We start from the raw sequence: 20517 nt of genomic DNA, 5'->3' as shown, positions 1-20517 counted from the left end.
CGCAAATCCGTCAGGCTTATCAGCAAAGCTGCTGGAGATGCGGGTAACTCAACTGCAATGGTACAGTTGGGTGGGTACTGCCGTCCTGCCGCTTTCTCTTTGATAAACCAGCGTTATTTGCGCCGGAGTCAGGGCCGTTTGTAGCGCCTTTTTGTATTCGGTCAACCCCCGGTGCACCACCACAATAAGCTCAGCGTTTTCGTTCTGCGACTCGTGTTCCGGTGATACGATACGGTCAACCACGTGATTGGGCGGGGCGATGACTTCGAGCTGGGCTTCTTTCGAAGATAAGGTGCGCGCCGTTGCCAGCGCAATCTGGAACGGCGACTGCAAGTCCCAGAACATCGGCGGGGTGGCGCTTGATGGGGTTATGATTTTATCCCGCGACGCACAGATCTTTATCGAAATCACAGAGGAACGCGAGCTGGATAAGGTCCGGCGAGACGTCAACAAACTCCAAACGGCCCGAAACGCATACCTTGCGGAGCACCAGTCGTTCCCTCGGTGCTTCTGCGTCGTGAAGGGCTCCATCACCCGTTCAATGCAGGAGGCTGGCGAGGCCATCAATATCAGCGTTCTGTCGTTCGATCAGTTCGCGAACATCTTTTTCAACTTCGAGAAGTACTCTCACGCGCGTCTTACCGCCGCCTTCAGTAGCGCGATCAATCCGCTCACTGGCGCCAAGGACGAACGCGAATACGTTCCGGTCTCCTATCTACTTGATGGTTCCTCTAAGGAACTATCACTCGCCGACATCACGGAAATGCTGCGCGGTGGTAAGAAGGTTGTGCTTTTGGGCGAGTATGGGACTGGAAAGAGCCGGTGTTCACGTGAACTGTTCACGTCCTTAGCGAAGACGGCGGCTGCGACCAACCTTTATCCAATGGCCCTCGACCTCCGCGACTTTTGGGGGCTTCGCCGTGCTTCTGAACTCATCACGAGGCACCTCAGCGAGCTGGGTTTAGACAACAGCCTCCAAAATGCCGCGGTTAGAGCCCTCAACGTCGACCGCCTGGTGCTGCTGCTGGATGGTTTCGATGAACTTGGTTCGCAGGCATGGAGTAACGACAGCGAGAAGCTAAGGGGCATTCGCGCAAAATCTTTGGAAGGCGTTAGAGAGCTTTTTTCGCGCAGCACCAAAGGCGCCCTTATTTCGGGGCGAGAACACTATTTCAACAACAACGAAGAAATGTTTCAGGCCCTTGGCCTGTCCCCAGCCTCAACGGCCGTAGTTCGGTGCAAGAACGAGTTCACTGAAGAGGAGATGCGCGTATTCTTCAAGCGTTATGTCAATGAAGACCTCGTCATGCCCGAGTGGCTACCCCGCCGACCTCTAGTCTGTCAGACAATCGCGGACATGGAAGAAGACGAGCTAGACCAAATGTTCGGCGTCGGACAGGACGAACTCAGCTTCTTCGACCACTTCATCAAGGTGCTATGCCAGAGAGATGCGCGCATCAGTGCGTCCTTCGATGCCGTCACTATCGAGTCCGTTCTGATGCGGCTCGCGCGCCTAACCCGCACAAGGCCATCTAACGTCGGCCCTATCACGATGGGGGATGTGCAGGGCGCCTTCGAGTCTGTGGTTGGCCAGATGCCCGTCGAAGAAGCCTCCTTGATGCTGCAGCGCCTTCCCGCGCTGGGTCGTGTCAAGTCCGAGAGCGATGACCGGCAGTTCATTGACAGCTACATTCTTGATGGCCTCCGAGCGAAGGATTCCGGGGCGCTCTTCAAGATGGTGGACCGCGCTCTCGCGGGCCTCTTTGCGACAACATTCGTAAATCCACTCGATGTGTTGGGCCAACGATTGCTCGAACGGGACATCAGCGCTTACCCCAAGAACGCATTGGAAATCGCGAAACGTGCGAGCGCCGACAAGAACAAGGTCTTGTCTTGCGACATTGTCGCGGGGTTTCTCCGCGGATCGTCGGCGCGGGTGGACTTTGAAGGACTCTCGATCACCGACGGCAATTTCTTGCAGCTCGACTTGAGCAAGTCCAGCCCAACCAACCTCGCAATCAGTGACACCGTATTTGGAACGCTGTCACTTCCGGCTTCACCGCCAGTCAATACCACGATCAAGCACTGCATTGCTGAGCGCCTTGTTGGCGTTTCATCGCCCACGGCCCTCCCAGCGTGGATTACTGACCTTGAAGCTGACAAGTTCGACTCGACTGAAAGCATTTCGCGCATTCGGCAGATTGGTCTGCAGCCACAACACGAGATACTAGCGACAATCATCCGCAAGACCTTCTTTCAGAAAGGATCGGGCAGGAAGGAAGAGGCGCTACTCCGTGGGCTCGGAGACATTGCGGACAAAGGAACGGCGCCAAAAATTCTCAACCACCTGCTCACGCTGGAGATACTGACCCGCTTCAAGGGGGATGAAGGTTGGGTTTACGCACCTAACCGGAAGCATGCTGGGCGCATGCGCACAATGCTTTACGAGCTGCAGACGAGTCAGGACGAGATTTGGAAGGCCACGGCGGGTCTCTGAGCCTCGCGCCCGAGCCCACGAACCTTCTTCTCAGACATGCAAATCGCAATTCCGAAATGTCCGTGGTGCACTGGCCGGGTCGTATCTAATTCTCGGGATTAGCCACGGTGACAGGGTACTAGCGCTCCCTAGGGGGAGACGTAGGGCAACTCTGGAAGACACTGAAAAATAGAAGCAAATCGGCTCAGACTGCGGTCGCATTGCTACCAGCTAACACTCGCAATGCTCTTATTCCGATTGAACAGGCGGGAAAGCGTTCAGCTTCGCGATGATTGCAGCGTTGCGCGCGCTTCGCTCCCGCTGAGCATCCTGGATTTTGGCCACCACTTCTCGGAACGATTCTCTGGGCGTGTAATACGCGGGACGCTCCGGCGGAGGAATTTTGTATTGGCGGCAAAGCGCGTCGATTAATTCAAGAGCCTTCAGGCCGAGTTTCGACCAGTGCTCTTCACGATACTCGTAGTATTCATGGTAGTCAGGAGGGAACGAATCTTCTGCCGCTACGGCAAGCCCTTCTTTGATACCGTCGAGCTTGTTTGGCATCGAGAGCAACTCGTACATCAGACTTCGCGGAAGTGCCTTGTAGTCGCCGTCTACAGGGAGCGTGAGCGTCGGATCGAGCACGGTACTTTCGAGAGCACCCTCACTATCTTCCCTGAGCGGGTCATGGACTGCATTGTAACAAGCGCCCACTAGAGTATCCAAAACGAGCACGAGACGCATCGCTAGGTACTCCGCGTCCTTACGCTCCTTGGTCGCAGCGAAGCGCCACTCCTTTAGCCAAGCTACCGAGGTGGCCGCAAGTTGGCCGAATACGGCGATGACGCCTCCGAGTGCAACCTTCCCAATGTCCGACTTCCAAAATTCTAGCATCACACTCCCGCCAAAATGCGCATTCGATCCGCGTCGTCGATGAAGCCCCACAGTGAGCTGCTGCCGGTTTGATGGACACCGAGATTAGGTGTTTCATGAAGCCGGAGGTGGCGATGAAAAGACGGAAGTTCAGCCGCGAGTTCAAGGTCGAGGCGGTCAAGCTGGTGCGGGAACGTGGGGTGTCGGTGGCGCAAGCTGGCCGTGACCTGGATGTTCATGAGAATGTTCTCCGCAAATGGGTGAAGGAGTTGGGCTCCGACCCGGCGCAAGCCTTTCCCGGCCACGGGCAGATGAAGCCGGAGCAGCAGGAGATCGAGCGGCTGCGCCGTGAGGTCGCCAAGCTGAAGGCCGAGCGGGATATCCTAAAAAAGGCCGCAGCCTACTTCGCGAAGGAAGCGACATGAAGTTCGCCTTCGTCGCGAAGCACCGGACGATCTGGCCGGTGGCATGGCTATGCGATGCGCTGGGAGTGTCGCGGTCGGGCTTCCATGCCTGGCTGAACCGCTCTCCCAGCGCCAGATCCCGCAGCGACGAGGAGCTCGGCGGCAAGGTCAAGGCCAGCTTCGCCGCCAGCGACCGCACCTATGGCGCACGCCGGGTGTGGCGTGACCTGCTCGCCGACGGGGCGGATTGCGGCCTGCACCGGATTGAGCGGCTGATGCGCCTGCAAGGCTTGCGGGCGCGGCCGCGACGTCGGCGCTTACCGAAGGACAGCGGCGATCGACAGCTCGAGACCGTACCGGCGAACCTCCTTGACCGGCAGTTCGCCGCCGAGCGGCCGAACCAGAAGTGGATCGCCGACTTCACCTATCTCTGGACGGCCGAAGGCTGGCTCTATGTCGCAGCGGTGATCGACCTGTTCTCACGCCGCGTGGTGGGCTGGTCGATGAGTGCCGCCATGACGGCACAGCTCGTGACGGACGCATTGTTGATGGCCGTCTGGCGGCGCGGCAAGCCGGATGCGCTGTTGCATCACTCCGACCAGGGCAGCCAGTACACCAGCGAGCAGTTCCAGCGCCTGATGGCCGACCACGGCATCGTTTGCAGCATGAGCCGCTCCGGCAACGTCTGGGACAACGCGGCGATGGAGAGCTTCTTCTCCTCGCTCAAGACCGAGCGTACGGCCAACAAGATTTATCAAACCAGAGATGAGGCACGCGCCGATGTGTTCGACTACATCGAACGATTTTACAACACGACCCGCAGGCACTCGACCATCGGCTATCTCAGCCCGGTTGAGTTCGAGCGCAAGGTGGGATTAGCTTAAGCGGGTGTCCATCAAACCGGCAGCAGCTCACAGAGTAGTCTTTTGTGGCTACTATGATCTTCACGATTGAAGCGGGAATCGAAGCGTGGCCGTTCAGCCGCTCTTGCCTGTCTTTTCCTTGTTCGGAGCGAAGGCCTTGATCGCCTCCCAAATGCTTTGCCCGGACATTGCGGCTATCGTAACCGGAAAGGTCATCATTGGCGGAACACCCGTGTAATAACTCAGCGTCCCCGAGATTACACCAGCGAGACCGAGTTCAGCGATGACTCGCCCGGACCTATTGCCGTGTTCAACAAACCAATCAACAAAGCCTTCGCACATTGCCCTAGCCGTGCGCACAACCTTTCTTAATAGGGCCGTCTGCTCAGACGTGTCCGCCACCTCTCTCGCTTCCCCAACGGACGACGCGAGGCCCTCGAATCCACTCTGAAGCCTTTGTAGAGCAGCTCTAACCTCGTGGTATCCTTCAAGGGCACCGGGCTCATTGGGAATCTTTGCAGCTAAAGTCTCTAGTTCCCGCTCTATCGACCTAGCTGCGAAGCGAGCGGCCTCCTCGAACATCTGCGGATTGCTCTTGATTTGTAGAGCCACCGCTTCGACTGTCGGATTTGGTACTACCTCTGCCGTTGCTGAAATTTCAACTTGGCTACGGATTGTGCCTACCTGAGCGTCCGAACGCTCCGCACTTGTCGGACTAGACGCCGATGGCCTGATTGTGCCCGCCGTGCCTACACCTTGCACGCCTTGAGGTTCACCCCCTGTGGCTCCGTTCTCGTCGACCAGCTCTTGAATGCGCGTGTTCAAGATGCGGGGCTCTTGGTTCCAAAGCTCGTCGGGGATCAAAGCGCGGGCGATTTCGAGCGGCTCCCGTATCACTTGTCCAAATAGTCGAGCTTCGTACCAGAGCGACCAAACATGCCAACCTTCGTTCTCTGCGATAAGCGAATTTTTTAGTTCTTCCCACGGCTCTCGCACCCACTCGGGCGGCCGACTAGGCCAAAGCTGCGAAGTGGCTATCGTTACGGAACTGTACCTCTCTCGGAGCAGATTTGCGTCAGTCACAATAGCGTTCGACATGCTATCGAAGGCCAGTTGTCCTCTCTCCCCCGCCATATCTAAAGCATAGCTGATACAGGTTGTCGCTCGTGCCGGAGCATCGATGTTCGAGGCCAGGAGAGTTGCTATTGCATACGCTGCGGCACGTTCGGGCGGCGGGGCCTGAACATCTCCAAGCCCTGACACCGCTTTTCTCGCGGCACTAGCTAAGGCATCTCGCCGTCCCGGGAACGCTGATACGGCCCAAGCAGCGGCAACCGCTCGAAAGACACGTAAGATCACCCGGCGTCTCGTCAATCGGCTTCCGCTTGAGCCTCGGGCTAACGAAAGGCCTGGCACTGCTCTCAGCGCCGCACGTGCCGCGATCACCATCGCGACTTCAATGGGCTGCCCGCGTAGCCATCGCTCACGCTCGTCAGCATTGCTGAGGTCGATGTCGGAACCGGCGATGCCGACTTGAAAGGGCACCTCGATCCCCAAGCTCGGTGTTTGATCGCCTTCAGCAGCCATGTTCATCCTCGCTGGCTGAATCGCCTTGGTACTGTATCGGCACGCCTATCCTTTGCGCCACGGCGGCTAGGCTGAGATGGTCTGTCTTATAGCGCTCGCTCAAGCTCTTCATTCTGATCACCCGTGGCACGAGGCCGGTCAGCCCGATTCGCCGCAGTAGAAGCTCCCCTCACTTATCAACCGTCATGACGAGCCATGCAAAACGGAATCGCAGGGATTCGAAAACGGGCGTCGTATAAATCATAATTGGACGATAAGGTTTTTTACAGTTGACCGTTGGAGGCCACTGTGACGACCGAACGCACCCTAATCGCTTACATCCGTGTCTCGACTTCCCAGCAGGGCCGTTCAGGATTGGGCATGGAGGCGCAGCGCCAGACACTCGCGCACTTCGCCCAAGCTGAAGGCTTCACGGTCGCCCGCGAGTTTGTGGAGGTAGAGACCGGCAAGGGAGCGGACGCGCTGGACCGCCGACCGCAACTCAAGGCCGCTTTGGCCGCAGCGAGGAAACTCAGGTGCCACGTAGCTGTAGCCAAGCTCGACAGGCTCAGCCGCGATGTACATTTCATCTCGGGCCTCATGGCCCACAAGGTCCCATTCCTGGTCGCGGAGTTGGGGCCGGATGTTGACCCCTTCGTCCTCCACCTGTTCGCCGCGTTGGCCGAGAAGGAGCGCGCGCTCATCTCCACACGCACCCAGCAGGCACTATCGGCTGCAAAGGCTCGCGGGGTAACCCTTGGTAACCCAAAGCTCCATATGGCCCGTAAGAGCGCCGTGGAGGCCGTGAAGGCTGAGGCTGATCGCTACGCGGCCAACGTGCTGCCAATCATCCGTGAGGCACAGAAGGCTGGCGCAAGCACGCTACGGCAGATTGCTGAGGCGCTGAATGCTCGCGGTATCCCTACAGCGCGTGGCGGGCTGTGGTACGCGCAATCTATCGCCAACATCCTCGAACGCGCCTGAGCAGAACGGGTGGCATAGGCCCCAGAGTGTTTCATTCGGCCTGATGCAACAGATTCAATAGCTTAACAGACCAACGTTCCTACGCATTACAGCAAGGGCCGACCTTACGGCCGCAACGGCAGCTAAGGGGCCCCGAGGCAGCATGGGGCCCCCGGGCTGAGGTTTCGGGGCCTCCGGCTTCAAAAAGTTCGGGCTAAAGCCAAGGGCCTATGCCTAGCTAAACAGATCGGTGTCTTCGCTGGAAGAACCGTATGGGCCCCACGCCGCGCTTAGCCAAGGCCCACGTCGTCTGCCCAGTGTATCATTAGGCCGAATGCAACAGATTCAAACACTTCGCGGACGAACCTCCTGACAAGGGAGGGAAGCGCGTCGCTAGGGCCCATAGGCGGGCCGTACAGGCGGCTGTGGTTAGTTGCCCTTAGACGCACCGGCCGGTCCTAGGGCGCCCGAGGGCATAGAGCCGCTAAGGGGTGCGCGCGCCAAAGCCCCCTTCATTGGGGCGTTAAATCCCCAGCGGCTCAAGCCGTTCACACACACACAAACAGCACTCGAAGAACACAGAGAACACGATGGCAAGACTACCAAGGGGCAAGACTAAACATCACCCCTCCCATTCAGAAGCTATGAAGGCCAAGTGGGCCGACCCGGATTACAGGGCAAAGATGGCTGCTAGGGACAGCAGAAGGAAGGAGCTACGCAAGACTGATCCTGGGCGCTTCACCCGTACAGGTATCCCCAACGGGATGAGAAAGGATGAGGCTCAGCGACTATGGGCCGTGGCTGACGCACAGGCCGATAAGATAATCCAGACCATGAAGGCAGATGGGCTGCTTCCGGAGACCGCCGCAGCAACCTCAACAGTGGCCGCTCAATCTAGCATCCCTGTTCCCGACACAGAGGCGGGGATGGCTGAGGTTGTGCTCAGGGAGGCTTTCAAGCTCGCCTTGGGTCCAATAGGCAAAAGGGCAAAGCTTCAGGCCCTAGACGTCATTCTCAAATACACCCGACTGAAGCCCATGAGTGTTCTGAAGTTGGCTACGGGTGCTGCTGAGTGCGCGCTAGACGAGATGTCAGCGCCGTAAGGGTCTCTGCTCTGTAAGCGGAAGCTCTGTACTCTTCAAAAGAGGCTCCCTCCTCATTGCAACCTGTAACATTCTTCAATGGAAGTTCAGGCTTGCAACAAACAAGCTAAGTAACTGCAAATATTGGCAAAACAATGGGGGTTAGACCTCTATAGGGTACTCTCTTTAGAGCTTTGCCCCCCATTAATTCCCTCTCTGGAACTTACCCCAACATGACAAACCTTATCGGCCTGCACGGGCGATACGCCCTCGTGCCGCCGCAGACCTTCGTCGCCCGTCTAACCAACGAATGGACGACCACCTACCATAACATGCCCAGTGCCGCTCTAAAGGCCCTGTGGACTACCATGGCCAACACCTACCAATCCGCGATCCTCGACACGGCCGCTGACGTGACGCCCCGCTGGCGCATCCTGTGGCCCCCAACGGGCTCAGGGAAGACCTTGGGAGCCAAGGTGTATGCGGCGCTACAGGCTGAGCAGAATGCCGCCGAACCCCAAAAGACGCCTGTTGGCATACTCATCGTCACCCGCCTGATCGCCCAAGCCGATGACATGGTGGCTGCCATCAATGCTCTCGCTGGCCGTCAGGTTGCCGTGGCGGATCACAGCGCCCAACGAGCAACCAACGAGCAACTCCACGCAAGCGATGTCGTAGTTGTTTGCCGTCAGGGCGTGTGAGACAAATTGAAGGATTTTGCGGAGGGAGGATTTCTGGTTCATCGTAGCCACCAGGAGCGAAGATGAAGCAGAAATCCGGACCGGGCAAAGCGCCGGCAGAACAGGTACTAAGGGACATTCGGCGCCAGACCCGCCGGCAGTATTCGGCGGAAGAGAAGATCCGCATCGTGCTGGAAGGACTGCGGGGCGAGGAGAACATCTCCGAGCTCTGCCGGCGTGAGGGCATTGCCGCCTCAATGTATTACGGCTGGTCGAAGGAGTTCCTCGAAGCCGGTAAGCGCCGCCTGGCGGGCGATACGGCGCGTGCGGCGACCTCCGGCGAGGTGACGGATCTCCGTCGTGAGACGGCCGCATTGAAGGAAGTCGTGGCCGACCTCACCCTTGAGAACCGCCTACTCAAAAAAAGCATGAACGGGGATGGGGAGGACGAGGCATGAGATATCCTGCGTCCGAGAAGGCCGAGATCATCCAGTTGGTCGAGCAGTCGCACCTGCCGGCCAAGCGCACGCTGGACAAGCTCGGGATCCCACGCGCCACGTTTTATAGATGGTATGATCGCTATCGTGATGGCGGCGTCGAGGCGCTGGCTGACCACCGGTCTCGACCTGACCGGATATGGAATCGCATCCCCGACGATGTGCGGGGCCAGATCATCGACCTGGCGCTGGAGCTGCCCGAGCTGTCGCCGCGCGAGCTGGCCGTGCGGTTCACCGACGAACGGAAGTATTTTGTCTCCGAGGCATCGGTCTATCGGCTGCTGAAGGCGCATGACCTCATCACCAGCCCCGCCTATGTGGTGATCAAGGCGGCGAACGAGTTCAAGGACAAGACCACCGCCATCAACCAGCTCTGGCAGACCGACTTTACCTACCTCAAGATCACCGGCTGGGGCTGGTACTACCTGTCGACCGTGCTCGATGACTTCTCGCGTTACATCGTCGCCTGGAGGCTTGGTCCCACGATGTGTGCCTCCGACGTCACGGCCACACTCGACCAGGCACTCGCGGCCTCCGGCCTTGACCACATCACCGTCGCGCACCGGCCGAGGCTTCTCAGCGACAATGGTTCGAGTTACGTCGCGGACGATCTGGCCAGGTGGCTCGAACACAAGGGCATGCAGCACGTGCGCGGCGCTCCGTATCATCCCCAAACCCAGGGAAAGATCGAGCGCTGGCATCAGACCCTGAAGAACCGCATTCTGCTCGAGAACTATTATCTACCTCACCACCTCGAACGGCAGATCGGCGCCTTCGTCGAGCATTACAACCACGTCCGCTATCATGAGAGCATCAAAAACCTGACCCCGGCTGACGTCTACTTCGGCAGAGCCGAGACCATCCTAACCGAACGACAGCGCATCAAGCGTGAGACCATCGCAAACCGCCGCTTGCAGCACCAACTGCAGGCCGCTTAAACTCCAACAACAGATGAGCCAGAGCCTCCCTTCTCGAAAAGCCTGATTAGTCTCAAATTATCTGACGACGGACACTTCTCGATCTCGCGTTCGCGCGTTTCCTCGCTCTCGCGCCCGACACCCGCATCAAAGGCCCGCGCCGCCTGGTCCAGCAGTTGCTTCTTCCAGGCATAGATCTGGTTCGGGTGAACCTCATAGCGCTGGGCCAGATCGGCCACCGTCGCCTGCTCCCGCACGGCTTCCAGCGCAATCTTTGCCTTCAGTGCCGCGTCGATCTTGCGTCTCGTCTTCGTCGTCATCATGCCCTCCGTCTATCAAACGGAGCGGCCCTTTTCCAACTAACCTCTGGTCCCAAAATCGGGGTCCATTTCACTCGCGCCCCCGGGCGACATCAAATCGGAATGGTGGGCGAGATCATCTCGGAATCCTTGGCGAGATCAAATCGGTACACCCGGGCGAGATCATCGGAATCCGCACCGAGATGCAGCCCGTCGATTTGGACCACCAGAAGGTCGAGCGTGGACAGATCGGCAGCCATGAAGTCAGCCAGCCGCGCCGCCGACAGCGCTACGAACCTCCGCGAGGCCGCCGACTTCGAAACCCCCGATCCGGGCGGTACCGGCACGTCACCTTCGGGCAGCCGGACGGCGCGGCCGAACCGGCGCGTCGACACATTGATCAGCATCAGGTTCATCGCCCCGCGACCGAGCCAATCCTCCTGCGCCGCCGTTTCCCAGCTCGGGATCGTGACCTCGCCGCCATCCACGCCCCGGACCCGCGGGCGCTCGACCTCGATCTTGCCGCCGTGGAAGCCGATCCGTCCCCGCGTTCGGCCCAAGGTGCGTCCGCCGCGCCGCCTCGCGATCGTGGCGCGGCCCGCCACAACATCCGCCTCCATCATCGTGCCGAGCGCCTCGATCCCTGCCGCAAGGCAGAACCGATCGAAGCTCGCCCGCACTTCTGCAAACGCTTCGTCCACCGCCCCGGTCGCCGGCCAACCAGCCGGTGTGATATCTCTTGTCATGGCGTTGCCTCCTTTGTGGAATCAGCACCCCGAGCCTACCGGCTCAAGGTGGGCAACGCCGACCTCTTCAGAAATTCAACAGAACCCGGGACATCCCCGAATCACAAGTGATACTTTCGATTCAAGATTTCGCGGATCAGCGCGAGTCGACGAAATTATGGGTAATTGAAAGCTTCGTCGTATGCGTACGACATCAGCCCCTGAGTCGGTTCTGCAGCGCCTGCCGATTGGCAACGAGGCTGCTGAGGTTCAGCAGGTGTGGTGCTCGTCCTTGCTCCAATTGCCTAACCAGCGCCCGCGTGCCGTCCACCACGAAGACGCCGCAATCATAAGTGTTCAGCTGCTGGGTCATGCCGCGTGACTCCAGGCGGGCGCCCAGCCTTGCTGCGAGCTCTGCTGCGGGCGTGTTGTTGTATTCCCCCATGGAGTCGTAGCGATAGGCAACCGGCCTTTCGCGGTCGCGGCGATCAACAAACAGCAACGACCAATGGGTGCCGGGGAGATTCGTAGCACGGGCATTGTTCACTGGCAGGAACAGGAAGTCGGCTGTGTCGTCACCATTCTGATCATGGACGATGCGCTGGAATGCGCGTAGCATTTCGCTCTCGGTGCCCAAGCGCAGGCTAACAAGGGTTATGAGAGGATCCACGAACCGCGTCCGGGCGGCGAGATTCGGATTGTCCCCCCCCAACTCTTGCGCCAGGAGCTGGTAATCTCTCAGGACATGCTCGTCGCCCAGCCATTCCGTGTCCTCGAGCACCAGCCCGCGGCCGTGAGACGAGGCTGTCGGACCTAAAGCCCCGATCTGAGCATCGTAGGAGGTGCTCGGAAACGCCGGCACAGAATTAACATCGTCGCGTGATTCAGACGGCGTGGCCGCAGTCAGATCAACCAATGGAGGACCGCCGTAGGTGCTTGAGCGAGCCCTGGCAGCCGGCGCTGGCGCAAAGTGAGCATCGTCGCGCAACTCGGACGGTGTCGGCGCATTCAGAGCAAGAAATGGCTCAAGACCAGCGTAGATGTCTGAGGGAGCCCTGGTAGAGTGCGCTGGCGCAAAGTGAGCGTCGTCGCGCAACTCGGACGGTGTCGGCGCATTCAGAGCAAGAAATGGCTCAAGACCAGCGTAGGTGCTTGAACGAGCCCTGGCAGCCTGCGCTGGCGATGCTTCCAGCATCGGCCACATACTCCAATCAAAGTTGAGCGGCATCTGCGGCGACCAGGTTGAGGCGGACCAGGCAGGTTTCTGCTGTCCAGCTTGGACTATGTCCTGCGCCTGCTCCGGGGGAACCCCGGGCCACGGTGGGCCGTCTTCCACCATCAAACGCAGATCCTGATCATAACCTTCCGGGAGGACCAATGGCCGACTGACAGCTCGCTGCGGCGCCGTGGCATCTTGGTACCCGCTCCCCTGCATCGTCGGCTGCGCCTGGGTGGGGGCCGACGTCAGCAGGCGACCGCCTGAAGCGACGATCTCGCTCAGTTGCCGCTCGCTGGCAACGCCGTGCAGATTGTCTAGGGTCCTCGGCCTCTTCGCTGGCCTCAATTCAGCTGTGTCATGCTCATCGTTGATGAGGACCTCCTCGCTTGGCAGGAGGTTGCTCCTGGCAAGTGCACCGATCGGCTCGTCCGGGAACTGCTGGCGGTCGTAGCCCCAGTTCAAGGGACGAATGGACTCTCCGGGATCCGATGACTGGTCATGGCGCGCGGCTGGCTCAAGAAGAGATGACGACGGGCCGGGTTCGTCCATCAGCTCCCAAAGCAAATCCTGATCGTAGCCTTCTACAGGAAGCAGCTCCTTTGGCCAACTGCCCGCGTCCTGCGACGCGCTGTGCTGCGCAGCGGCGCCGCCGGCGGGCATCGGCTCCATCAGTACCGCGTCTTCGGGATCAGGACCGGGGGAAATATGGCGCTCGAGCTCCATCGCTTTAGCGCCGGCCTGCGATTTTCGGAGATGGGTCAGTGCGGCACCGATCCGCCTATTACCACCGGCGTCCTTATAGTCCTCGACATCTCCATCCAACGCCTTGCCGGAAAGCCGAGCAGCAATGCCCTTCTTGTTGTTTTCACGCAGGTAGTCACTGAAACTGCTAAGGGCAAATGCATAGGTACTGGCGGTACCTGTCGTTGCTTCGTTTTTGTACTCTTTGATGAGAGCCGCGTCCTGGGGATAAGGATTCAGCTTAGCGCGGTCTGCGATCGGCACGATTCCGCCCGTCGACTGCGAGGTCCGGAGATGATCTATTGCCGTAAGGAGTCTCGTGGGATTACCCTTTCCGAAGAACTCGCGCGCATCAACAGTCAACGACTCGTCGTCGAGCCGAGCAGCAATGGACTTTTTGTTATTTGCGAAGAGCCAGCGGCCAAAGCTGAGAAGGCGATTTACATTGTACTTGGCAGTGGTTTCGGTGGCCCCGCCCTTGATGAGGGCCTCCTCAAGCCCCGAAATAAGGGGAGCGTCCTCGGAATAAAGAGACTGCTTGCGAACCCCAGTTGATCGAGTCGGCTGCAGCGCCGAGGACGATGCGAGGCGCATGTGAGCGCGCTGCGCGGCCCCCGGCCACGGGCCGGGTTCGTCCATCAGCCCCAAAACCAAATCCTGATCGTAGCCTTCTGCAGGAAGCTTCTCTGGCCAACTGAAAGCTCGCTGCGACGCGTTGTGCCGCGCAGCGGCGTCGCCGACCCGCCTCGTCTCCATCAGGGCCGCGTCTTCGGGATCAGGAAAGGGGGAAATATGGCGCTCAAGCTCCATCGCCTTAGCGCCGGCCGACGATTTTCGGAGATAGGCCAGCGCGGCACCGATCCGCCTATTACCACCGGCGTCCTTCTTATAATCCTCGACATCTCCATCCAACGCCTTGCCGGAAAGCCGAACAGCAATGCCCGGCTTGTTGTTTTCACGCAGGTAGTCACTGAAACTGCTAAGGGTAAATGCATAGGTAATGGCGGTATCTGTCGCTGCTTCGTTTTTGTACTCTTTGATGAGAGCCGCGTCCTGGGGATAAGGATTCAGCTTAGCGCGGTCTGCGATCGGCACGATTCCGCCCGTCGACTGCGAGGTCCGGAGATGACCTATTGCCGTAAGGAGTCTCGTGGGGTTACCCTTTCCGAAGAACTCGCGCGCATCAACGGTCAACGACTCGTCGTCGAGCCGAGCAGCAATGGACTCTTTGTTATTTGCGACAAGCCAGCGGCCAAAGCTGCGAAGGGGCCATACATTGGCCTTGGCGGTGATTTCGGTGGCCCCGCCCTTGATGAGGGCCTTCTCAAGCCCCGAAATAAGGGGACCATCCTCGGAATAAAGTGGCTGCTTCCTCTGCCTTCTCAAAACTCCAGTTGACTGAGCCGGCTGCGGCGCCGAGTGCGACGGACCGGGTTCGTCCATCAGCCCCAAAACCAAATCCTGATCGTAGCCTTCTGCAGGAAGCTCCTCTGGCCGACTGAAAGCTCGCTGCGACGCGCCGTGCTCCGCAGCGGCGTCGCTGACCCGCCTCGGCTCCATCAGGGCCGCGCGTTCGGGATCAGGACCGGGGGAAATATGGCGCTCGAGCTCCATCGCTTTAGCGCCGGCCCGCGATTTTCGGAGATGGGTCAGTGCGGCACCGATCCGCCTATTACCACCGGCGTCCTTCTTATAGTCTCCGACATCTCCATCCAACGCCTTGCCGGAAAGCCGAGCAGCAATGCCCTTCTTGTTGTTTTCACGCAGGTAGTCACTGAAACTGCTAAGGGTAAATGCATAGGTACTGGCGGTACCTGTCGTTGCTTCGTTTTTGTACTCTTCGATGAGAGCCGCGTCCTGGGGATAAGGATTCAGCTTAGCGCGGTCTGCGATCGGCACGATTCCGCCCGTCGACTGCGAGGTCCGGAGATGACCTATTGCCGTAAGGAGTCTCGTGGGATTACCCTTTCCGAAGAACTCGCATGCATCAACGGTCAACGACTCGTCGTCGAGCCGAGCAGCAATGGCCTGCTTTTTGTTTTCAAAGAGCCAGCGGCCCAATCTAAGAAGATGACCTACATTCTCCTTGGCAGTGCGTTTGACAGCCCCCCCTTTGATGAGGGCCTCCTCAAGCCCCAAAATAAGGTCAGCATCTTGGGAATAAAGAGGACGCCTGCGGGTACCGTAAACCTCTGCTGACTGGCCAGGCTGCAGCGCCGAGGCGCCTGGCATTGGCCCGCCGCCTCCATCCTGCGACGCTGGAGGGCATTCGTGCCCGCTCGCCTGCATGATGGGCTGCGCCTCCGATGGCGATGCGGCGACTTGATGGGGGGGGGCCTGCATCAGCACACGATCACCCGGACGGGTGATCTCGCTTAGCTGCCGCTCAAAGGCCGCCGCGTCTGTCGACGGGGACACCGGTGCAGTCTCTTGCTGGGCGGCGCTGTTCGATTGTTGCTGCAGTCGGCTAGTTGAGGTGAAATCCATCCGTTCTCACTTTCGAAGATGTAGGCGAATCAGAGCTCGGTTTGGATCTCATGCGCGGGGCAATCGAGACGGCAGCGCGGCGACCAAATCCGCGGCACAGAATGAGCTCTCAACGTTGGATCCAGCAACAAACCACCGTGGGTCCGAACCGTCCGCGCCGCAGGCAGTCGGACACTCGGATGTTCTTCCCCACAATTTTGCTATGAGAGGAAGCTGTCGAGTACCTGACGAGCGCTGTCGGGCGACGTAAAAATTGGCTCTGACTCACTTTTGTTGCAGTCTGAACCGCCCCGGGTTTGCCGGAGGCTCCAACTCCCGAGAGGATGGAGCCATGACGAGCAAGACGACGAACAAGTTTTCACCCGAGGTTCGGGCCCGTGCGGTTCGGATGGTTCCGGATCACGCCAAGCGAGCACCCTTCGCGGTGGGCGGCGGTGAGATCGATTGCCGCCAAGATTGGCTGCACACCGCAGACGCTACATGACTGGGTCAAGAAGGTCGAGATCGACAGCGGGCAGCGGACCGGCGTTCCGACGGAGATGGCCGAGAAGCTGAAGGCCCTGGAACGGGAGAACCGTGAGCTTCGACAGGCCAACGAGATCCTGCGCAAGGCGAGCGCTTATTTTGCGATGGCGGAGCTCGACCGCCGGTCCAAGCCATGATCGCCTTCATTGACGATCATCGTGGGGCGCATGGGGTCGAGCCGATCTGTCAGGTGTTGCCTGATCGCCCCCTCGACCTACCACGCCCACGGGGCCAAACGGCGCGATCCCGCCAGGCTGTCGACGTGCGCCAAGCCGGACGCCGCACTGAAGATCGAGGTTCGGCGCGCCTTCGATCAAAACTTTTCCCTCTACGGCGTGCGCAAGGTCTGGCGCCAGCTCAAGCGCGAAGGCTTCGATGTTGCCCGTTGCACGGTGTCGCGACTTATGCGGAACATGGGTTTGCAAGGGTGATCCACGGCAAACCCATCAAGACCACGATCAGCGACAAGATGCGCCACGCCTGCTGGATCACGTCAATCGCCCGTTCAAGGCGCCAAGGCCGAACGTTCTCTGGCTCTCCGACTTCACCTATGTCGCGACCTGGACGGGTTTTGTCTACGTCGCCTTTGTCATCGACGCCTATGCCCGCAGGATTGTGGGCTGGCGAGCCTCGCGCGCGGCGCATGCAGCTTCGTGCTCGATGCGCTGGAGCAGGCACTGCAAGATCGACGGCCGGTCCATCGTGGCGGGCTCGTGCACCACAGCGACAGAGGCAGCCAATACGTATCCATTAAGTACATCGAGCGCTTGGCTGAAGCTGGTGTGGGGCCTTCTGTCGGCAGCCTCGGAGATTCCTATGACAATGCTCTCACCGAAACCATCAACGGTCTCTACAAGGCCGAGGTGATCCCGCGCGGCCCATGGCGCAGCTTCGAGGCCGTCGAGATTGCGACATGCGACCTGGAATGGGTGGATTGGTTCAACAACCGACGGCTCCTCGAGCCCATCGGCAACATACCGCCGGCCGAAGCCGAGAAAACGCTACTACGCCATGCTGGAACAATCCGCCATGGCGGCAGAACTTAAACTAAATGGCCTCCGGCAAACCCGGGGCGGTTTTGTATCACAGGAGTTTGGCGGTCTGACGCGCCTCGCCTCCACGTGGGCGTATTCGGATACCGAGCGCCTATCGTTTATAACGCGACAATCCGGATGAGAGCGGCGCGTCAATCAAGATGAGACGAGGCGGCCGAGTCAGGAGATAATTGACGCTGGCCGCCGTCGAGTTCGTTGGGGGTAGTGTGAACAGGCGGCCGGCCTGGACCGCGTCTGCGATCGAGGGCAACTTTTCGACGGTAACTTTCGACGTTCATCTCGAGGATCGTGGCGTGGTGGACCAAACGATCGATGGCAGCCAACGTCATTGCCTGGTCCGGAAAGATACGCCCCCATTCGCCAAATGGCTGATTGGCCGTGATCAGCAGCGAGCGTCGTTCGTAGCGGGCGGCGATCAACTCGAACAGCACACTGGTTTCCGGCTGATCCTTGCTCACATATGTGATGTCGTCGAGGATCAGGAGGTCATAGCGATCGAGTTTGGCGATCGCGGACTCCAGCGCCAGCTCGCGCCGCGCGACCTGCAGCCGTTGCACCAGATCGGTGGTGCGCGCGAAGAGAACGCGCCAACCGTTCTCGACGAGAGCCAGGCCGATCGCCGTGCCGAGATGGGTCTTGCCGCCGCCCGGTGGACCGAACAAGAGCAAATTGGCGCCGGCCTTCAACCAGGCGTCGCCAGCGGCGAGCGCCATCGCCTGTGCCTTTGATAGCATCGGCACGCTTTCGAAGTCGAAGGTGGCGAGCGTCTTGCCGGCGGGCAAACGCGCTTCCACCATGTGTCGCTCGATCCGACGGCGGGTGCGATCAGCCGCCTCGTGCTCGGCAAGGGCGGCGAGGAAGCGGGCGGCAGGCCGCCCTTCCTTGTCCGACTGTGCGGCGAGCTTCGGCCAGATCGCCTTGACGCCCGGCAGGCGGAGCTCATTGAGAAGCAGCTCGACACGGGCGGCATCGACGGAGGTAGCGATACCGGTCATGCTGCCTCTCCCAGGTTCGAGCGGCCCGACATGACGCTGACGGAGGCGAGTTCATCGTAGACGTCGAGCGGCACCAGCTGGACGGCGACACGCGGGATCGAGGCCGCCTCGGGTCGGAAGCGGCCGCGCAGCGCGGCAAGATCGCGTCCAGATCCATCGCGATCACCTCGGCGAGTTCTGCTTCGCAGGCGCGCTCGTGAGCCAGCGCCAGAAGCTCGACCGTCACCTTGCAGGCGCGCCGGTCATCACCATGCTCCCGCAAGGTCTCGAACAGACGTTTGTAAGCTGCACGCGGGAAGAGTTGGTCGCGATAAACGAGATTGAGGAGCGCCATCGGCTTGCGCCGCAGGGCATGGATGACGTGCCGGTAATCCACAACATGACCGCCCTGGCTCTCGGACATAGGCCGACCGCGCCGCAGCGTCACGACCGGCGTGACGCCAAGGAAGCATTCGAGCCGGTCGTCGAAGATGCGCACACGCAGGCGATGGCCGATCAATCTTGAAGGCACGGTGTAGAACACGCGCCGCAGGATGAAGCCGCCTGACGACGTCACCGGGATCACTTTCTCCTCGAAGTCGGTCGTGCGGCCTTTTGGCAGCGGCGCCAAGGCCTCCTTCTCGAGCGCGATCGGCTTGGCGAGGTTGGCGTTGCGCCGGCCGACAATCTCGTCGACAAAAGCCCGGTACGCATCGAGACTGGCGAAGTCGCGCGTCCCCCGCAGCAACAGCGCATCTTCCAGTGCCCGCTTGAGATGGCCGTGCGCGCTCTCGATCGAGCCGTTCTCATGTACGATGCCCGCATTGTTGCGCGTTGGCGCCATGCCATAGTGGCCCATCAGCCCGGCGTAGCGCTGCGTCAGATCCTCCAGTGCGTCGGCGGCCAGATTGCGGAATGCTGCCGACAGGCTGTCGCTGCGATGCTCCCGCGGCACGCCGCCAAGCGCCCACAGCGCGTTCTGCAAGCCCACCGCCAGGGCGACGAAGCTTTCGCCGCCGAGCACGACATGGGCATGCTCGAAGCCGGAGAACGCCAACCGGAAGTGATAGAGCCGGTGATCGAGCGGCTCACCCGCGATGGTAATACCGAGCGCGCTCACGTCGGTGAAGTCGGACAGACCAGGCGGCCGGGCTCGTGCTGCTGGCGGAAGATCACGTCCTGTTCGGGACCGTTGAGCGCCCGCCAGGCGTTGATGCGCCGCTCCAGCGTGCGGCGGATGTTCGGGTTCAAGTCATGATGCCGTCGGCGCAGCTCGTCCAGCCGCCGATCACGCGGATGCCGGGCGCAGCCTTCAGGATCGGAACGATCTCGGCGTCCCAATACTGCCCGAGCGGATCGGACCGGCGCCGGCCCCTCGGCGTCTTCTTCTGCGATGGCGGGCGACAATCGCCCTCGATTCGATCCGCGCTTGCCTTCGAGAACCCCGCCTTGGCCGCGGCGGCCTCGGGGGACAGCGTCAGTCGGTAGGTCATGTACAGCCTCATCTGGTGGTCGGTGATGTGGAGGCCAGGCAAGGCATCGATTCCCTCTTGTCGAGACGAATCAACAGCTTGCACCAGCCGCACCCGGCCGCCAGACGGGTCCAAAAACGCGACGCCGATGAGGACGGTCCTCCGGTCGGGCTGCGCCCTCCCTTCGGTCCGTCCCCATCGACGCAGTCTCACCTTGATTGTCGCTGGAGTCTCACCCTGATCGCCGCCGCGCAATCTTGGGGCGATACGATCTCGGGCGGCTTGTCTTGGACGCGATCGGTGCGGCTTGGCGGCGTGCAAATGCAAACCAATTTCGCGCTTCGTCCCGATCTCGTGACCCTACCGATACCAGCCCTGTCCGGTAGCGCGGCGGTACCCTCTACCCTCGACGCAGAGCCCTGTTTGGGCCGAATGACAGGCAGGATCTGCTTGACCAACAATTGTGCTGAGCGCGCATTGAGAGGCATCGCCTTGGGAAGGCGCAACTGGACCTTCGCCGGCAGCCAGCGTGGCGCCGACCGTGCCGCCATCATGCTGACGATGATCGCGACCTGTCGCCTCAACAAAGTCGATCCCAAGGCCTGACTCGCCGACGTCCTCGCCCGTATCGCCGATCTTCCCGCATCGCATCTGCACGAACTGCAGCCCTGGGAATGGAAGCTCCTGCGCCGAGCCCGC

Annotated in this window: 11 protein-coding genes, 4 pseudogenes and 1 other annotated feature; of the genes and pseudogenes, 8 read left to right on the top strand and 7 right to left on the bottom strand. The window is 60.2% G+C overall.

Annotation, left to right across the window (positions count from 1 at the left end):
• Positions 1–259: 259 nt before the first annotated feature.
• On the top strand, positions 260–2497 hold the full coding sequence (locus WDM24_RS07830) for an NACHT domain-containing protein (RefSeq protein WP_338830754.1): 2238 nt from the start codon (positions 260–262) through the stop codon (positions 2495–2497).
• 228 nt (positions 2498–2725) lie between these two features.
• Here the strand turns inward: WDM24_RS07830 and WDM24_RS07825 are convergent, their stop codons facing one another.
• Positions 2726–3370 (bottom strand): hypothetical protein, encoded by a 645-nt coding sequence (locus WDM24_RS07825; protein ID WP_338830753.1) that lies wholly within the window; start codon positions 3368–3370, stop codon positions 2726–2728.
• A 113-nt stretch (positions 3371–3483) separates the two neighbouring features.
• Here WDM24_RS07825 and WDM24_RS07820 point away from each other — a divergent pair.
• Positions 3484–4637 (top strand): IS3 family transposase gene (locus tag WDM24_RS07820; protein ID WP_338832275.1). Its coding sequence is split into 2 segments (ribosomal slippage): positions 3484–3733 and positions 3733–4637, totalling 1155 coding nucleotides; the frame shifts between segments, so codons are not numbered across the junction.
• 93 nt (positions 4638–4730) lie between these two features.
• Here the strand turns inward: WDM24_RS07820 and WDM24_RS07815 are convergent.
• The gene (locus WDM24_RS07815) at positions 4731–5198 is read right to left on the bottom strand and encodes a hypothetical protein (RefSeq protein WP_338830752.1); all 468 of its coding nucleotides are present in this window, start codon (positions 5196–5198) and stop codon (positions 4731–4733) included.
• 1293 nt (positions 5199–6491) lie between these two features.
• Here WDM24_RS07815 and WDM24_RS07810 point away from each other — a divergent pair.
• The 4 genes from WDM24_RS07810 (at position 6492) to WDM24_RS07795 (ending at position 10342) form a co-directional block, all read left to right on the top strand.
• On the top strand, positions 6492–7166 hold the full coding sequence (locus WDM24_RS07810; protein WP_338830751.1) for a recombinase family protein: 675 nt from the start codon (positions 6492–6494) through the stop codon (positions 7164–7166).
• Between the two features lie 569 nt (positions 7167–7735).
• Complete coding sequence (locus WDM24_RS07805) at positions 7736–8248, top strand: hypothetical protein (protein WP_338830750.1); 513 nt, start codon at positions 7736–7738, stop codon at positions 8246–8248.
• A 212-nt stretch (positions 8249–8460) separates the two neighbouring features.
• The gene (locus WDM24_RS07800; protein ID WP_338830749.1) at positions 8461–8928 is read left to right on the top strand and encodes a hypothetical protein; all 468 of its coding nucleotides are present in this window, start codon (positions 8461–8463) and stop codon (positions 8926–8928) included.
• Positions 8929–8990: 62 nt separating this feature from the next.
• Positions 8991–10342, top strand: a protein-coding gene (locus WDM24_RS07795) for an IS3 family transposase (protein WP_166208706.1) whose coding sequence is annotated in 2 segments (ribosomal slippage) — positions 8991–9327 and positions 9327–10342 — 1353 coding nt in all. Because the reading frame shifts where the segments join, the coding sequence is not laid out codon by codon here.
• Here the strand turns inward: WDM24_RS07795 and WDM24_RS07790 are convergent.
• From WDM24_RS07790 to WDM24_RS07780, 3 genes and pseudogenes are all read right to left on the bottom strand, one after another.
• On the bottom strand, positions 10339–10641 hold the full coding sequence (locus WDM24_RS07790) for a transposase (protein ID WP_338830748.1): 303 nt from the start codon (positions 10639–10641) through the stop codon (positions 10339–10341). The genes WDM24_RS07795 and WDM24_RS07790 overlap by 4 nt on opposite strands.
• Before the next feature lie 170 nt (positions 10642–10811).
• A pseudogene (locus tag WDM24_RS07785) lies at positions 10812–11366 on the bottom strand (IS256 family transposase); the annotation flags it as partial.
• A 193-nt stretch (positions 11367–11559) separates the two neighbouring features.
• Positions 11560–15792, bottom strand: coding sequence for a Ulp1 family isopeptidase (locus tag WDM24_RS07780; protein ID WP_338830746.1), 4233 nt, complete (start codon positions 15790–15792; stop codon positions 11560–11562).
• A 331-nt stretch (positions 15793–16123) separates the two neighbouring features.
• On the opposite strand from WDM24_RS07780, the pseudogene WDM24_RS07775 reads away from it, so the two are divergent.
• A pseudogene (locus WDM24_RS07775) lies at positions 16124–17355 on the top strand (IS3 family transposase); the annotation flags it as partial.
• Positions 16409–16526 (top strand) — a sequence feature (AL1L pseudoknot). (Overlaps the previous pseudogene by 118 nt.)
• 148 nt (positions 17356–17503) lie before the next feature.
• Here WDM24_RS07775 and istB read toward each other — a convergent pair.
• Together istB and istA are read right to left on the bottom strand one after the other, a co-directional pair.
• Positions 17504–18367: an IS21-like element helper ATPase IstB gene (gene istB, locus WDM24_RS07770; protein ID WP_338696054.1), complete on the bottom strand. Its 864-nt coding sequence runs from the start codon at positions 18365–18367 to the stop codon at positions 17504–17506.
• Positions 18364–19881, bottom strand: a pseudogene (gene istA / locus WDM24_RS07765) (IS21 family transposase). The gene istB and the pseudogene istA overlap by 4 nt, the downstream one beginning before the upstream one ends.
• Positions 19882–20256: 375 nt before the next feature.
• Here istA and WDM24_RS07760 point away from each other — a divergent pair.
• Positions 20257–20502: pseudogene (locus WDM24_RS07760) on the top strand (transposase domain-containing protein); the annotation flags it as partial.
• Positions 20503–20517 lie beyond the last annotated feature (15 nt).

The sequence above is a fragment of the Bradyrhizobium sp. 27S5 genome, assembly GCF_037217225.1.
GTDB classification, from domain to species: Bacteria; Pseudomonadota; Alphaproteobacteria; order Rhizobiales; family Xanthobacteraceae; genus Bradyrhizobium; species Bradyrhizobium septentrionale.
Note: the sequence above shows the minus strand (reverse complement) of the source record. Positions and strands in the feature narration are given on the sequence as shown.

Excerpts from the sequence above, each read along its gene's own strand:
- WDM24_RS07830 (WP_338830754.1), top strand. The coding sequence starts at position 260 with ATGACTTCGAGCTGGGCTTCTTTCGAAGATAAGGTGCGCGCCGTTGCC.
- WDM24_RS07825 (WP_338830753.1), bottom strand. The coding sequence starts at position 3,370 with ATGCTAGAATTTTGGAAGTCGGACATTGGGAAGGTTGCACTCGGAGGC.
- WDM24_RS07815 (WP_338830752.1), bottom strand. The coding sequence starts at position 5,198 with ATGTTCGAGGAGGCCGCTCGCTTCGCAGCTAGGTCGATAGAGCGGGAA.
- WDM24_RS07805 (WP_338830750.1), top strand. The coding sequence starts at position 7,736 with ATGGCAAGACTACCAAGGGGCAAGACTAAACATCACCCCTCCCATTCA.
- WDM24_RS07800 (WP_338830749.1), top strand. The coding sequence starts at position 8,461 with ATGACAAACCTTATCGGCCTGCACGGGCGATACGCCCTCGTGCCGCCG.
- WDM24_RS07790 (WP_338830748.1), bottom strand. The coding sequence starts at position 10,641 with ATGACGACGAAGACGAGACGCAAGATCGACGCGGCACTGAAGGCAAAG.
- WDM24_RS07780 (WP_338830746.1), bottom strand. The coding sequence starts at position 15,792 with ATGGATTTCACCTCAACTAGCCGACTGCAGCAACAATCGAACAGCGCC.
- istB (WP_338696054.1), bottom strand. The coding sequence starts at position 18,367 with ATGACCGGTATCGCTACCTCCGTCGATGCCGCCCGTGTCGAGCTGCTT.